This window comes from Exiguobacterium sp. K1 (genome assembly GCF_033721435.1).
Classification (GTDB): domain Bacteria; phylum Bacillota; class Bacilli; order Exiguobacteriales; family Exiguobacteriaceae; genus Exiguobacterium_A; species Exiguobacterium_A artemiae.
On record NZ_JAOTIT010000004.1, the window covers coordinates 137,594 to 151,309 of the forward strand.

14 protein-coding genes are annotated in these 13,716 nt (G+C 46.4%); 5 read left to right on the plus strand and 9 right to left on the minus strand.

Going from position 1 to position 13,716, the window contains the following annotated elements; all coding sequences use genetic code 11:
* Positions 1-72 precede the first annotated feature (72 nt).
* From N7U64_RS10405 to N7U64_RS10415, 3 genes are all read right to left on the minus strand, one after another.
* Positions 73-1,629, minus strand: coding sequence for an ABC-F family ATP-binding cassette domain-containing protein (locus tag N7U64_RS10405; protein WP_012371786.1), 1,557 nt, complete (start codon positions 1,627-1,629; stop codon positions 73-75).
* A 27-nt stretch (positions 1,630-1,656) separates the two neighbouring features.
* A complete protein-coding gene (locus tag N7U64_RS10410) occupies positions 1,657-1,830 on the minus strand; it encodes a hypothetical protein (RefSeq protein WP_012371785.1) in 174 nt (57 codons plus the stop codon).
* An 86-nt stretch (positions 1,831-1,916) separates the two neighbouring features.
* Complete coding sequence (locus N7U64_RS10415; protein ID WP_214767574.1) at positions 1,917-2,363, minus strand: hypothetical protein; 447 nt, start codon at positions 2,361-2,363, stop codon at positions 1,917-1,919.
* 142 nt (positions 2,364-2,505) lie between these two features.
* On the opposite strand from N7U64_RS10415, the gene N7U64_RS10420 reads away from it, so the two are divergent.
* From N7U64_RS10420 to N7U64_RS10435, 4 genes are all read left to right on the plus strand, one after another.
* A complete protein-coding gene (locus tag N7U64_RS10420; RefSeq protein ID WP_318929806.1) occupies positions 2,506-2,835 on the plus strand; it encodes a hypothetical protein in 330 nt (109 codons plus the stop codon).
* The gene (locus N7U64_RS10425) at positions 2,832-4,058 is read left to right on the plus strand and encodes a glutathionylspermidine synthase family protein (RefSeq protein WP_318929747.1); all 1,227 of its coding nucleotides are present in this window, start codon (positions 2,832-2,834) and stop codon (positions 4,056-4,058) included. The genes N7U64_RS10420 and N7U64_RS10425 overlap by 4 nt, the downstream gene beginning before the upstream one ends.
* Positions 4,058-4,693, plus strand: coding sequence for an NAD(P)H-binding protein (locus N7U64_RS10430; protein WP_318929748.1), 636 nt, complete (start codon positions 4,058-4,060; stop codon positions 4,691-4,693). Before N7U64_RS10425 ends, N7U64_RS10430 begins: the two co-directional genes overlap by 1 nt.
* Before the next feature lie 237 nt (positions 4,694-4,930).
* Complete coding sequence (locus N7U64_RS10435; protein WP_318929749.1) at positions 4,931-6,424, plus strand: peptide MFS transporter; 1,494 nt, start codon at positions 4,931-4,933, stop codon at positions 6,422-6,424.
* 233 nt (positions 6,425-6,657) lie between these two features.
* On the opposite strand, the gene N7U64_RS10440 is transcribed toward N7U64_RS10435, so the two are convergent.
* Complete coding sequence (locus N7U64_RS10440; RefSeq protein WP_012371779.1) at positions 6,658-7,167, minus strand: hypothetical protein; 510 nt, start codon at positions 7,165-7,167, stop codon at positions 6,658-6,660.
* A gap of 63 nt (positions 7,168-7,230) precedes the next feature.
* Complete coding sequence (locus tag N7U64_RS10445; protein WP_012371778.1) at positions 7,231-8,502, minus strand: purine/pyrimidine permease; 1,272 nt, start codon at positions 8,500-8,502, stop codon at positions 7,231-7,233.
* Between the two features lie 159 nt (positions 8,503-8,661).
* Between N7U64_RS10445 and N7U64_RS10450 the strand changes: the two genes are divergently transcribed.
* The gene (locus N7U64_RS10450) at positions 8,662-9,357 is read left to right on the plus strand and encodes an alpha/beta hydrolase (RefSeq protein ID WP_318929750.1); all 696 of its coding nucleotides are present in this window, start codon (positions 8,662-8,664) and stop codon (positions 9,355-9,357) included.
* Positions 9,358-9,442: 85 nt separating this feature from the next.
* Here the strand turns inward: N7U64_RS10450 and N7U64_RS10455 are convergent, their stop codons facing one another.
* The 4 genes from N7U64_RS10455 to N7U64_RS10470 all read right to left on the minus strand — a co-directional run bounded on the left by N7U64_RS10455 (position 9,443) and on the right by N7U64_RS10470 (position 13,714).
* The gene (locus N7U64_RS10455; RefSeq protein ID WP_290828088.1) at positions 9,443-10,378 is read right to left on the minus strand and encodes a carbohydrate kinase family protein; all 936 of its coding nucleotides are present in this window, start codon (positions 10,376-10,378) and stop codon (positions 9,443-9,445) included.
* Positions 10,365-11,267 (minus strand): PRD domain-containing protein, encoded by a 903-nt coding sequence (locus N7U64_RS10460; protein ID WP_214767632.1) that lies wholly within the window; start codon positions 11,265-11,267, stop codon positions 10,365-10,367. Before N7U64_RS10460 ends, N7U64_RS10455 begins: the two co-directional genes overlap by 14 nt.
* A 57-nt stretch (positions 11,268-11,324) precedes the next feature.
* Positions 11,325-12,737 carry a sucrose-specific PTS transporter subunit IIBC gene (locus N7U64_RS10465; RefSeq protein WP_214767586.1) on the minus strand — a complete coding sequence of 471 codons (1,413 nt, stop codon included), beginning with the start codon at positions 12,735-12,737 and terminating at the stop codon, positions 11,325-11,327.
* Between the two features lie 173 nt (positions 12,738-12,910).
* A complete protein-coding gene (locus N7U64_RS10470) occupies positions 12,911-13,714 on the minus strand; it encodes an endonuclease/exonuclease/phosphatase family protein (RefSeq protein ID WP_012371773.1) in 804 nt (267 codons plus the stop codon).
* Between the last annotated feature and the right edge of the window lie 2 nt (positions 13,715-13,716).

The window sequence follows — 13,716 nt, forward strand, 5'->3', positions numbered from 1 at the left end:
AACACAAAAAAAGACGGAAGGCAGGACTCGATGTAAAATCGGGTTCCGTCTTCCGTCCAATCGTTTTTGCCTTTAGAATACTTTAGTCGTCCATGATTCACAATTCCATAAATCCGTTGCGACGGCTTCATAAAATTCAGGTTCATGTGAAATCAACAGAACGGTTCCCTTGTATTCCTGTAACGCACGTTTGAGTTCTTCTTTTGCTTCGACGTCCAAGTGGTTGGTCGGCTCATCGAGAACCAGAATATTAGATTCCGTGTTCATCAATTTACAAAGGCGGACTTTCGCCTTTTCCCCACCGCTGAGCACTTCGATTTTCGATTCGATGTGTTTCGTCATCAGACCGCATTTCGCGAGCATGGCCCGGACCTGTTGCTGTGTCAGAGACGGAAACGTACCCCAGATCTCTTCGATACACGTATTCGAATTTTTTTCTTTAATTTCCTGTTCGAAGTAGCCGATGTGAAGATTTTCCCCGCGTTCGACTGTACCGGAAACCGAAGGAATCTCTCCGAGCAGACTTTTCAGCAAAGTCGACTTCCCGATACCGTTCGCTCCGTGCAACGCGATTTTTTGACCGCGCTCGATCATCAAATCAAGCGGACGGGAAAGCGGCTCATCGTATCCGATGACAAGTCCTTTTGCTTCGAACATCAACTTACTTGGTGTCCGGGCTGTCTGGAAATGAAACTCAGGTTTTGGACGTTCCTGCGCGAGTTCGATGACGTCCATCTTATCAAGCTTCTTCTGACGCGACATCGCCATGTTACGTGTCGAGACACGGGCCTTATTGCGGGCGACGAAATCTTTCAGCTCGGAAATTTCCTGCTGTTGACGTTTAAAGGCTGACTCATGTTGCTTCTTCTTCGCCTCATGGACAGTCAGGAAGTTGTCGTAATCACCGACGTAACGGTTGAGTCCTTGGTTCTCCATATGGTAGATCAAGTTGATGACACTGTTCAGGAATGGAATGTCGTGTGAAATCAAGATGAACGCATTTTCGTAATCATTAAGGTAACGTTTCAACCATTCGATATGTTGCACATCCAGGTAGTTGGTCGGCTCATCGAGTAAAAGGATATCCGGTTTTTCAAGCAACAGTTTGGCAAGCAGAATTTTTGTCCGCTGTCCGCCGCTGAGTTCCTGGACATCACGATCGAGACCGATCTCATCAAGACCTAGACCGCGTGCAATTTCTTCGACTTTCGCATCGATCGTATAAAAATCATTGTTCGTCAAGATGTCTTGCAAGACACCGACTTCTTCTAACATTTTTTCGAGTTCGTCTGGTTCGACTTCGCCCATTTTTGTATACAGATCATTGATTTCCTGTTCGATGTCGAACAGATATTGGAATGCTCCCTTTAAGGCATCACGAATCGTGAGTCCTTTGGAAAGAACAGCGTGCTGATCCAGATAGCCGACCCGAACGTGTTTTGCCCATTCGACTTTTCCTTCGTCTGGTTCAAGCTGCGAAGTAATGATGTTCATGAACGTCGATTTTCCTTCGCCGTTCGCTCCGACGAGACCGATGTGTTCCCCTTTTAACAGACGGAACGAGACATCTTCGAAAATCGCACGATCGCCAAAACCATGGCTTAAGTTTGATACCGTTAAAATACTCATAGTTACTCCCTTATTTCACGAATTCAATTAGACGCCTGTCCGTTTTTTCTGGTTGTTCGTTTTTTTCGTTTTTTGGCTTGTCATTTGTTTTGTTTCTGTTCCGCGCAAACCGGTCGGACGTTTTGTCTGTGATTGTTTTTTTGCTTTTAATTGTTCAATCATTGCTTCTTGAAGAGACAATTTTTTTGGTTGTTCGCTCATGTGTGTTCACCTCGATTAATTCGTTCTTATCCTCTAGTATGCCAAAAAAAACGTGTCTTGAAAACGAACTATACTTAATTCTTTCATTAAATGATTTCTTCACCTAAATAAATCACGTAACAGTTTCGGTCTAAATCGACTTCACAGCTGTCCCGCTCAAAGACCCCGTGATCCGGTACACTCAGTTTATCTTTGACCAAAAAGCGCATGGCCTGAATATGATTCGGGACTGTCACTGTCTTGATGACGGGATGTGAACCGCCTGCCTGGAAGCGCCGGAACTCGAGATGAATCTGGTGCGGCGGATAGACACGGTCCGCCGGATCACGGGGGGAAGCCTCGACATGATCGACAATCAACTGGTCATATTCCCCGTCCATTTCATTGGACCGCAACTCGTATAAGTGCCCTTCGATGATATGGAATTCGCAGAGTTGATGCGCAATGATTTCTTCCGGGTCAATGGCGAAACGGCTGTATTGATAAATGGATTTAAATTCATTTTGATCTTCGACATAATAGGCAAGTGACATTTGAATTCCTCCTCAAGTCTTCTTCGTTATTCTACTGGCATTAACGAAAAAAGTTCCGGAACGACTTAGAAACTTTTTTGCTGGAAAAAGCGTATACTTAGAATAACAAATTGTGATGAAAGGGGTATGCGATGTGAGTTGGATGAAGCAGGCGACACTTGCAGCTACATTATTGGTCGGAACGACGCTCAGCGGTTGTGGATCGGATAATGCAAAAGCGGAGCGTCCGGATGATCCGGATTGTGACGATTATGAATATGATAATGATGAAGGTGTCTGGTATTGTGATGATTCAAGTTCGACACACTCCGGGTTCTTTTACTGGGGAGGAAGTTATTTTGCTTCACGCGCCTTGATGCATAGTGCAATGCGGACGAAAGGGTATACACCTCGGTCAAAAGACGTTAAAAGTTATAATGCCAAGACAAAAGGATTTGGGACGGGATCATCGTCCGGCTTCTTCGGCGGATGAGGACGCGGCAGGAACTCTACGGGGATATCGAAGCTTTTTGGGATGTGCTCGACGGTGAAAAGTATGCCTTAACAGAAGTGATGCCTGTTCCGAAAGAAACGATCGAAGCCTTGCGGACGGCGGCACGGGAAGCCTATACCATCTTTGAGAAAGTGATTCCGATTCTTTGGACGATGGATGACGACGGATTGATTGAACTCGGTTTTCCGAAAGCTGCCCTGTCCTTTTTACGGTTGCAGACGATGCGCCCTTTATCGATCATCAGCCGTTTTGATTTTATTGTCACAGGAAATCGTATATCGGTCATGGAATGGAATGCGGATACGCCGACGTTCATCAAGGAATGTTTTGAAGTCAACGACCGGATTGCACGAAAAGCGGGATTTGGACCGTTCAATGACGGGCAGGCGAAACAGTTGGCGGACAGCGTTGATCGTGCGGTGAAGGCGGCAAGCCACCGGATCCATCTCGAAAATCCGCATGTCGTGTTTACTTCACACGGAGACAACATCGAAGACCGGTGGACGACAGAGTATCTGCAACAATTTGTTGCCGGTGCTACATACTGTCCTCTTGACGAACTTGAGATACGAGCAGAAGATGGATTGTATGACCAGCAGGGACGACGAATCGATATTCTTTACAGGCAGACGTTTCCGATCGAGATGGCTTTACTCGACCGTGATGAAGACGGAACAGAGCTCGGGCGTTTATTGCTTCAGCTCGTCGAGATGGGGCTGCTTGAAATCATCAATCCACCATCGGCTTTCCTGATGCAGGCGAAGTCGGTCCTGGCATTGATTTGGCTCCTGCATGAAACGAACCATCCTTATTTGACCGGACACGATCATGAAGTCATTGAGGAGTACTTCCTGCCGACCTATTTGAGTCCGGAGCCTTTTTTACGTCAGCATCAAGCTTTCGTCGAAAAACCGATTTTTGGACGGGAAGGGGATACCGTGACCGTCCGTCAAGGGGATGGAACGGTCCTGTTCAGCAACGAACAACGTTCATTCAGTAATCAGTCGGCCGTGTATCAGCGGTATCAGGAATTACCGATGTGGTCATTGGAAGATGAAACAGAAGTCGCATACATGTTTGGCGTGTTTGTGCTTGGCGGGCGACCGAGTGCTGTCGGGGTACGTGCAGGTGAACGGATCACGGGAAATCGATCCTATTTCTTACCGATCGGGCAACGTGAAAATCAAGAGGAGGATGGATGATGAAAGCAGCTATTTTAGGCGCGACCGGCTTAGTGGGGCAGGAGCTGGTCGATCAACTACTGGCGCATGATGCGTATCAGGAAGTACATGTTCTCGTACGTCGTCCGATGAATCGATTTCATCAGAAACTCGAAGAATGGGTAATTGATTTTGATCATGTAACGGAAATCGAATTACCGGAAGTAGACCACGTCTACTGTGCATTGGGGACGACGATTAAACAGGCCGGATCGCAAGAAGCGTTTCGTCTCGTGGATTACACGTATCCGATCGAGGCAGGGCGGGAATTGCTTGATCTCGGAGCCACTCGATTCGCCCTGATTTCAGCACTTGGTGCGCATCCGAATGCGAAAACATTTTATAACCGTGTCAAAGGCGATGCGGAAAACGGATTACGTGTGCTCGGCTATGATGCCTTGCTGATCTTCCGACCTTCATTGTTATTAGGAGATCGGGACGAATTCCGCTTCGGTGAACAGGCGGCGGCCCGGGTGTCGACCGTATTACGCCCCTTGTTGCGGCGCAGTCCGTATGCACCGATTGAAGCGGCAAAGGTCGCACAGGCAATGATTCATCATACCTTGCATGAACCGCCGGGCGTGACGATTGTGGAATCAAAAGAGATGCAGACCTGAGTGAACGGATTTTTCGTGTCACTCTTTTTTTATGGACGGAAATTAATATTTGACTCATCAAATGATTTACGGTTGAATGATATAGTGCTGTCTCATAAACAAAAAAAGAAGTGAGACAATTCAGGCAAAACAGTGTATTTGCGTTCAATTGGTTTGTTCATGCTTATCGCTTGGGGAAAGCGGGAAAAAGATTGGACAACGTACACAGATCGAGGGTAGACGAAAGGAGCCGTTCATATGGCAGAGTTTGATCGCGATCAGGTCTACAAGACTGTTCCGCAAAAAGGATTCTTTGGAAATCCAAAAGGACTGTTCACGTTATTCTTTACTGAATTTTGGGAGCGGTTCTCCTACTACGGGATGCGTGCCATCCTTATCTATTATATGTACTACTCTGTAAAAGATGGTGGTCTTGGAATAGACGAGAAAATGGCGTCTTCCATCATGGCGATCTACGGATCGCTCGTTTATATGTCCGGCGTCATCGGCGGATGGATAGCTGACCGTTTACTCGGAACGTCGCGTACCGTATTTTACGGTGGTGTATTGATTATGACCGGGCATATCGTTCTGTCCTTACCGGCAGGCGCTACAGCACTGTTCTTCTCAATGGGTTTGATCGTAATTGGGACAGGATTATTGAAGCCAAACGTTTCAAATATTGTAGGTGATCTTTACAGCAAAACGGACAGTCGACGCGATGCCGGTTTTAGTATTTTTTATACTGGAATCAATGCAGGGGCGTTCTTATCTCCGATCATCGTGGACGGAGTACGTCTGCAGGCAGGTTTCCACGCCGGGTTTGCTGTTGCAGCAGTGGGTATGTTTTTAGGATTGGTCGTCTTTGTATTGACAAAGAAAAAAAATCTTGGCCAAGCAGGTCAATATGTATTAAATCCGATGTCAAAAGAAGAAAGAGTACGTTTTTATAAAGTATCTTCTTTTGCCTTGGTTGGTATTGTGGTTCTTGGCTGGATTGCTTCAACAATCGGTTGGTTGACGATTAATACGTTTTCGTTTGTTGTGACTATTCTTGGAGTCATCATTCCAATCTTTTATTTCTATTTCATGTTGCGTAGTCCTAAAATTACCTCTGATGAAAAATCAAGATTGTACGCATACATTCCATTGTTTTTGGCCGCTGTTATTTTTTGGGCCATTCAAGAACAGGGAACATATGTATTATCTAAATTTGCGGATCAACGTACGGAGTTAAGTTTCCTCGGATATGAATTTAGTCCGGCACTTTTCCAATCCGTCAATCCGCTGTTTATTATTGCACTGGCACCGGTTTTTGCAAGTATTTGGATTAAGCTTGGCGATCGTCAGCCGACAACACTTCAAAAGTTTTCGTTTGGTTTAGTATTTGCCGGCTTATCCTTCATCGTCATGATGCTTCCGGGTCTATTGTTCGGAACTGAAGGATTGGTCAGTCCGCTTTGGTTAGTATTTAGTTTTCTGCTAGTCGTGATCGGCGAACTTCTTCTTTCTCCGGTCGGTTTATCTGCGACGACAAAACTTGCTCCATCTGCATTTTCGGCACAGACCATGAGTTTATGGTTCATGACAAATGCTACTGGACAGGCTGTCAATGCCCAAATCGTTAAGTTTTATGATCGTGATACGGAAGTCATGTATTTTGGTATCACGGGCTTAGTTGCCGTTTTCTTCGGATTATTACTGCTTGTTTTTTCGAAAAAGCTCCAAGTACTTATGAAAGGAATCCGTTGATCCTATACTGATAAGGTATGGAAAACCGTCTGTTTTCATTATGAGAATCAATCGAACAAATAAAAAAAGTAGCGCTGTATAACGCCTACTATGACAGACAGTTGAAACAATCAAACTGTCTGCCATAGTAGGTATTTTTTATTTTTCGTGATGAATAGTTTACTTCCAAAATAGATAAAAAAACAACTCCATATTCATACTGGAGTTGTTTTATAAGTTTTCTGTGTAAACTGTTATTTCGTAATACTGATTTTACCTTCTACATTATATTTTTTCTTGATTTTAATTGTTTTTGTTTTGCCTGTTTTGCTACGATGACCATCTGTGGTAAACCATTGATTGTATTTCTGTGTATAGTTTTTGTACACAACACGCGTTTTAAAAGTACCTTTTTTACCTTTTGGAATGTATTCTTCAGACTTCACCGTTATAGTTTTATCTTTACCGAAGAACCCTTCTAAAGACCCCTTAATAGAACCCCTTGAAATTTCACCTGCTCCAGTAACACTCCAGCTAGTTTTTACTTTCTCGGATATACTCATTTTTTGTGGACCGTGCATTGTCTTGGATTCTGCTTTCCATGCACCATAACTTTTTGATTTATAAACAGGAGATGCTGCAGGAGTATAATAGAAATAAGTACCTTCATTTCCACTTAAGGCCTGGGTATCTTTAGGGCTTATTAGTGAAAGGGAAGTTGATAAAAGTAAAGTTGCACCTAAAATTTTTGTGAATTTCTTCATCATAAACCTTCAAATGTTTATTTATAACTGTTTCAATATAACATTTAAGGGTTTTTTTGCAATTCAATCATTCGTCCGAATATGGCGTAAAGATTCTGCGAGCAGGGCGACGAGTGTTCCGAGTACGAGACCGTTCGACATCAATGTCGTGACGAGCGGAGGTAAATCGGAAGTGGCGCCTTTCGGAAGGAGCAGGGCACCGATTCCGACGAGAACCGGCAGTCCGACCGTAATCATCGCGGTCTGACGGTTCAACTCCCGCGAAGCTTCCGTCACACCGATGATGGCCATACCGGCAACGATCGGAGCGACCATCGCGTATCCGACAGCGACCGGGATCTTGGCAATCAGTCCGACGAACGGCGTGACCACGCTGAGGAACAGACAAACAACGTTAGCGATCGCAAAGGCTTTCCGGTCCGTATTATCCGTCGAGGCGATGAAACCGGCTGTCCCGGAAATCGCAACAGGACCGACTGTTCCGAACATTCCTGCGAAGATTTGTCCGATTCCGGCAGTCACACCGGCAGTCGCAACTTGTCCTTTGACCTTCTCTCCACGTTTTGCGCTGATGATTCGTTCAATGACTTTGATGTTCGCCAAGACGTTTGTCATCAGTAATAACGAGATGATAAGTGCTGTCGGAAGTAAACTCCAATCGAGCTGAATGCCACCGAACGGCATCAAATCAGGGAAGGTAAAGAATGGACCGTCAAACGCCGGCATCTCGGCACGCCCAATCAAAGCAAACATACTCCAACCGACGAGCAGGGTAATCAATAAAGCATACTGCCGTAACCGGTCGCTGCGTTCCAAGTAGAGTGAGATGATGACAGTTAAGACAGAAATGACGGCAGGAAGCACCTGAATCTTTCCATCTTCAATATTCAGCAGTCCTTTCATGACCGAACCGGATAATTGAGCCGATAACAGTAACATATAAACACCGATGACCTGTGGTGTGAACAAAGGAACGAGGCGGCGAAGTACCCCGGTCAGGGTCAAGATGATACAGATAATCCCGCTTAGGATCAGGAGAAAACCAAGAGACTGTAACGTATTGGAGTAACTGCCGTACAAGGTGATCCCGATGGAAGAATAAAGCGCGAATACTCCCCACCAAATACCGGCAGGACCTTCCATGATCGGCAGACGATGACCGAATAAAACCTGAACCAGACTCAAAATCGCAAAAACGAATAAACAACGAGAGAGGAAGGCGAGGGTATCTGCACTTGATAGTTCAAATGAGGCGGCAATCGCGAGTGGCGGGGCAATGTTAGTACAGATAATAAACAAAAACCACTGAATCGTGGAAACAACAGTACGTGGCAAAACAAATGATTCCCCTTTCGAATAACGGATGCTTTTTTCATCTTAAACCAAATATTGAAAAAGAGATAGATATGCTTACATTAACTGAAAATTCTAAACAATGTTTTCATATGTGATTTAGCACACTACATTGGGTATCATAAAAGAGGAGGGATGAACATGAAAAGATGGTTAAAACGAATCAGTGTCAGTTTGCTGATTCTAGTGGGGATCTTAGTTGTAGCATTCATGATTTGGGCTCAATTTGATTACATGCCTACAAAAGAAGCGCAGCAATATCTCGGTGAACCGGTCGGACAAGGTTATCAATTCGGAGATGATACGAGTGAAACAGGGTTCATTTTTTATCAAGGTGCAAAAGTGGATCCTGCCGCGTACAGTTATCTCGGTCATCAATTAGCGAAAGAAGGATATTACGTAGCGCTTCCGAAATTACCTTTTAATATTGCGCTGCTTGACTCTAAAAAAGGATTATCGATCATCGAAGATCATCCGAAAATCAAACGTTGGTATTTGATCGGACATTCGTTAGGCGGAAGCGCAGCCTCAACGATTTTGGAAGACAGTCCGAAAATCAAAGGCATGATTTTTTTGGCTTCTTATCCGATTGATGCCATCGATACCCCATCGCTAACCGTTTACGGTGGACGGGATGGGGTGTTACCGGTCGAGGATATTGAGGACAGCAAACAGGATGTCCGCTCCGATGCGGTCTTTCATTTGATCAAAGACGGGAACCATGCAAACTTCGGGATGTATGGAAAACAAAAAGGAGACAACAACAGTCCGTTGACGTCAAAAGCACAACAGGATGAAACGTTGAAGGTAATTCAGAAATTTGTATCTGGACAATAACAAAAGCCCGCTCTTCTGTCTGACCGGACAGGGGAGCGGGCTTGATGTTGTGTGAAATATCGTGTTTCCTCTGCTTGTGTCACGGTTATGTTAATCTTCGGGAGACCTCGTCAAGCGTCGGTAAGGCGGCCATCGCGCCTTTCACCGAGGCAGCCAATCCGCCGGAAATCGCGGCAAATCGACCGATATCCTGTAATTCTGTTTCATCCCAGTCAAACGAAAACGAGCGGATCGCGCATTGATGCAGGAGACCGGACATGAAGGCGTCGCCTGCTCCCGTCGTATCGATTGCATCCACCGAAATCGCCTGGATTTCAGCCATCGAGCGGTCGGTATAAAGCAGAGAACCTTCTGCGCCACGTGTTACAGCGAGCAAACGGATCGGATATTCTGCGAGCAGCTCGGCAGCCCCTTCATCCAGATTCGTCTGTCCCGTTAAAAAGGTTAGTTCCTCCTCCGCCAATTTCACGATTTGAGCATCCGGTAAGACGGAACGAATCGTGGAACGGGCGGCGTCCAAGTCCGACCATAACGATTCACGTAAGTTTGGATCGTAAGAGATGGGGACATTATTCGACTTTGCGACTTCAATCGCCCGCCGTGTTGCTTCGACCGCATCTCCGGAAATTAATGAGATCGATCCGATGTGCAAGAGGTCCGCGTCTGCAAGGGAAGCTGGAATATCTTTTTCATGAAAACTCATATCCGCACGATAGCTGTTAATGAACTCAAATGACCGTTCACCATTCGCTGCGTTTGTGACGAGGACAAGACCGGTTTTATGCTCTGGATCAAAGACGAGATGATCCGTCTTCACCCCGTAATGGTGGAGTGTATCTTTCAAAAAGTGTCCCATCGAATCATCACCGACGGAACCGAGGAAATAACTGTCGGCACCGAGCCGTGCTAATCCGACGGCGACATTGGCCGGAGCACCACCCGGATTTTTTTGGAATGTTACATTATCAGCATCGAGTGGAATTAAATCAATCAGTGCTTCACCAAGACTATAAATTTTCATGTGATTTACTCCTTTCAAAATCTGGCCGGATCCGTTCTACATGAAGGGCCATATAGCCGACTTCGGATTGCGGCACAGTCGTCTGCAGTTCCTGTTCCAACCAAGCAGCCATATTTTCCGCACAGCGGAAAGCGTCCGTATACCGCGTTTTGACGGCAGACAAGATGACATTATCCATATCATGCAACGTTTGCCCTTGTTCGATCCGGGCTAAAACGAGTTTCATATGGGTGAAGAACCGGTAATAGGTCATCGACGTCGTTTCGATCGTCTGACCGAAAAAGGCTTCGATTTGTTCCCGCAACTCGTTTAGTAACGTCGCCGTTTGGAGGGCGGTTGCCATGTTGGGATGCCGTTGCCGCGCATTGTACAGGTGAAGGGCGATATTCGCAGCCTCTTCTTTTGGTAAGGAAACAGCTAACTTTTGTTCGATATGGGCGACGGCCCATTCACCGATCTGATATTCGGCGGTATACAGCAACCGGATTTCTTCCGCCAACCGGTTGTGGACGACCAGTTGTTCCCGGGCCAGCCGGACGGCGTGGGCGAGGTGATCGGTCAGACTGACATGAATGTAGTCATGAAAAGGTGTTTTCAGTTCGCCTTCGGCATAAGAAATGATCTGTTCCGACAAATCGATGATATCGAGTGGTGTCGTCGTCAGGATTTCCTTGAACTGTTCAGCATTCTCAAAAGATGGGATGAACATTTTTTCGATTTTCGTCGGATCAACGGGATCCTTCTTTTTCTTGCCGAAAGCAATGCCCGGTCCCATGATGATCCGTTCCTGACCTTGTTCTTTTGTGACGATCGCGTTGTTATTGAGTACTTTATGAATGATCAGTCTGACTACCTCCTTTCTACTTCTATTATACGGGTTATCGGCAATCTAGGAAAACTGACAAATGCGACCCGAAGAGGATTCTCAAGGGGTCGCATTTTTTAATTAAGCAGCCAAATCCGTCTGTTTTTGTTTGCGTGCATCGAGACGCATCAAGATGACGGTAGAAACGAAGGCCGTTGCGACAGCAATCGCAAAACCAACGAGGTAGTTGATTAAATTCGAAGCGCCAAGCGGTGCGACGATGGCGATCATCGGGATACCCGTCAATCCGTAAGCATTCGCTGCGACTTGCGTTAAGACGACGTATCCACCGCCGATTGCACCGCCGATTGCGCCACCGATAAACGGTTTACCGAGTCGGAGGTTGACCCCGTAGATGACCGGTTCCGTGATTCCGAGAAACGCCGAAAAAGCGGACGGAAGAGCGAGTGCTTTGAGTTTAACGTTTTTCGTCATGAAGTAAACCGCAAGGCCAGCTCCGCCTTGAGCGACGTTCGCCATCGACCAGATCGGGAGCAGGAAGTTTTTGCCGATACTCTTGTCGGCAAGGAGTCCTGCTTCAATCGCATGGAAACTGTGGTGCATCCCTGTAATGACAATCGTCGAGTACAGACCGCCGAACAGAAGGCCGGCGACGACCGAGAATTGCTCATAGAAGAAGACGAGAACAAACGAGATCCCTTTTCCGAGCAACGTTCCGATCGGGCCGATGACGATCAGGGCGAGGAATCCCGTTACAAGGATCGTTACGAACGGTGTGACGAGAAGATCGAGTGTTTCCGGTGTCCGTTTACGGACCTGCTGTTCGATTTTAGCCATGACCCAAACTGTCAGAAGGACCGGGAAAACTGTTCCTTGATAGCCGATCAATTCAATGTTCATGCCGAGGAAATGCATCACTTCCGGTTCGCTGTTTCCGAGTGTCCACGGATTCAACAACGACGGATGGGTCATGATGCCGCCGATGACGGCACCGAGATACGGATTCGCTCCGAATTCACGGGCCGCCGAGAAACCAATCAGAATCGGTAAGATGATGAAGGCAGAGGACGAGAACATATCGAGCAACTGAACGATGGCCGAGTCACCACTGACCCAACCGAAGGCTTTAATCATGCCGAGCAGTCCCATTAACAGACCGGCAGCGACGATGGCCGGAATCAACGGTACGAAGACGTTGGATAACGAGCGGGCGAGACGGGCAAACGGATTTAATTTTTGCGAAGCGGCTTTTTTGACATCAAGCGGTTCTTCACCGTCCAGTTTCACACCGGCAAGCGGGGCGAATTCAGCAAAAACTTTGTTGACTGTGCCTGTTCCGAAGATGATTTGGTATTGACCGGAACTTGAAAATGCACCGCTGACACCGTCTAAATCTTCGAGTGCAGCTTGATCGACTTTCGATTCATCGTGTAAGACAAGACGAAGGCGTGTCGCGCAATGGGCGGCGGTAATAATATTTTCCCGACCTCCGACGAGTTCAAGGACACGGGCTGCAGTTTGTTTGTAATCCATCTTGAGTTCCTCCTTTAGGAAAGGCGTGCGGCAAACAAGGCACAAAAAAAGGCAAGACCGAACAGCATCTCCACGAACGAGATGCTGAATCGGTCTTGCCAGCCGTACTGTCACAATCCGCACTATTGACTTGTTGTTCTCATCATAAAAAGAAAAGAAAGCGTTGTCAACCGTTAAATGGGTTCTTTTTGAATTGAGATATCGACTTCGACTCCGAAGTGGTCGGAAACGACCGGTGCGAAAACACCGTCAAAGACGACTCCGACACGATCGACATCAATTTTTCGGTTCGATAAGACCAAGTCGAGACGTAATCCTTTTTGATTTTCTTCCCAACCATCGATTTTTCCTTCGACCGTCTCGATGCCGACGGTTTCCTGTGCCAGCAAAAAGACATCATGAAGGCCGCGTTGCATCATATAGTCATAACCGGTCTCACGTTCCAAGGCATCATTGTTGAAGTCTCCCATGAACATCGTCCATTCCAAAGGATCCATGCGGGCAATCAGATTGTTGAACTGTTCGCTGAACGGCTCATCCGCATCTTCCCACCAGCCGAGATGGCAGGAATTAAAGGTGATTGGTGTCCCGTCGAGATCGATGGTCGCCCGGACGATTTTGCGGGACTTCCAGTCCATCGTGTCCTGACTGCGGCTGATGTAATAACTGTCCGACTTTAAAATAGGATGTTTCGTCAAGAGGGCAAGACCTTCTTCATACGCATCATATCCGATATGCGAGAAGTCCCAGACAAACGAATAATCGAAACCTTGTTTAGCCAAGGCTTGTTGAATCAGATAGACAAAATTATCTTCACGGATGTTGTTATACAGAACAGGCGTGTCCATCAGTTGACTGACTTCCTGTAAGGCGATGACATCATAATCCTGTTGAATGATTTGCGTGACGATTTGATCAAGTTTTTCGAGTTGATCAGTTTCTTGCCAAGAGTGGCAGTTTAATGTGAGTAATCGCATGG

Excerpts from the sequence above, each read along its gene's own strand:
- N7U64_RS10425 (WP_318929747.1), top strand. The coding sequence starts at position 2,832 with ATGAGGACGCGGCAGGAACTCTACGGGGATATCGAAGCTTTTTGGGAT.
- N7U64_RS10440 (WP_012371779.1), bottom strand. The coding sequence starts at position 7,167 with ATGAAGAAATTCACAAAAATTTTAGGTGCAACTTTACTTTTATCAACT.
- N7U64_RS10450 (WP_318929750.1), top strand. The coding sequence starts at position 8,662 with ATGAAAAGATGGTTAAAACGAATCAGTGTCAGTTTGCTGATTCTAGTG.
- N7U64_RS10405 (WP_012371786.1), bottom strand. The coding sequence starts at position 1,629 with ATGAGTATTTTAACGGTATCAAACTTAAGCCATGGTTTTGGCGATCGT.
- N7U64_RS10420 (WP_318929806.1), top strand. The coding sequence starts at position 2,506 with ATGAAGCAGGCGACACTTGCAGCTACATTATTGGTCGGAACGACGCTC.
- N7U64_RS10430 (WP_318929748.1), top strand. The coding sequence starts at position 4,058 with ATGAAAGCAGCTATTTTAGGCGCGACCGGCTTAGTGGGGCAGGAGCTG.
- N7U64_RS10415 (WP_214767574.1), bottom strand. The coding sequence starts at position 2,363 with ATGTCACTTGCCTATTATGTCGAAGATCAAAATGAATTTAAATCCATT.
- N7U64_RS10470 (WP_012371773.1), bottom strand. The coding sequence starts at position 13,714 with ATGCGATTACTCACATTAAACTGCCACTCTTGGCAAGAAACTGATCAA.
- N7U64_RS10465 (WP_214767586.1), bottom strand. The coding sequence starts at position 12,737 with ATGGATTACAAACAAACTGCAGCCCGTGTCCTTGAACTCGTCGGAGGT.
- N7U64_RS10410 (WP_012371785.1), bottom strand. The coding sequence starts at position 1,830 with ATGAGCGAACAACCAAAAAAATTGTCTCTTCAAGAAGCAATGATTGAA.
- N7U64_RS10455 (WP_290828088.1), bottom strand. The coding sequence starts at position 10,378 with ATGAAAATTTATAGTCTTGGTGAAGCACTGATTGATTTAATTCCACTC.
- N7U64_RS10435 (WP_318929749.1), top strand. The coding sequence starts at position 4,931 with ATGGCAGAGTTTGATCGCGATCAGGTCTACAAGACTGTTCCGCAAAAA.